The sequence below is a fragment of the Campylobacter sp. RM9328 genome (assembly GCF_012978615.1).
Map to the genome: position 1 here is coordinate 1 of NZ_LIWF01000072.1, position 452 is coordinate 452.

1 protein-coding gene is annotated in these 452 nt (G+C 36.9%); it reads right to left on the bottom strand.

Going from position 1 to position 452, the window contains the following annotated elements; genetic code table 11:
- A partial coding sequence (locus tag CCAL9328_RS11110; RefSeq protein ID WP_249318142.1) for a methyl-accepting chemotaxis protein occupies positions 1–452 on the bottom strand: 452 nt, incomplete at both ends.

Sequence of the window (452 nt, forward strand, 5' to 3'; positions counted from 1 at the left end):
AACATTTTGCTGTGTTAAAGTATCTATTTGAGCAACAGATTGGTTTATCATATTTATACCTTCACTTTGCTCTCTTATGCTTTCACTCATCTCATTGATTGATTGGGCTAATACATTTGTATTTGCTTCTATCTCACCTAGAGATTTTTGAGTTCTCTCTGCTAGCTTTCTTACTTCATCAGCAACAACAGCAAATCCACGTCCATGCTCTCCTGCACGTGCAGCTTCTATAGCGGCATTAAGTGCAAGTAAATTTGTTTGATCTGCTATATCTCTAATAATAACTATAATGTTTTTGATCTCATCGCTTTGTCTTATAACATCTTGTGTCTTTTGAGATATTGCACTCATAGAGCTACTCATCTGTTCAACTGCTGCTGCACTCTCTTGTAAAGAGTTTGCTTGTAGGTGTGCTCCATTTGTTAGCTCTTTCATAGAGCTTGCTAGGATCT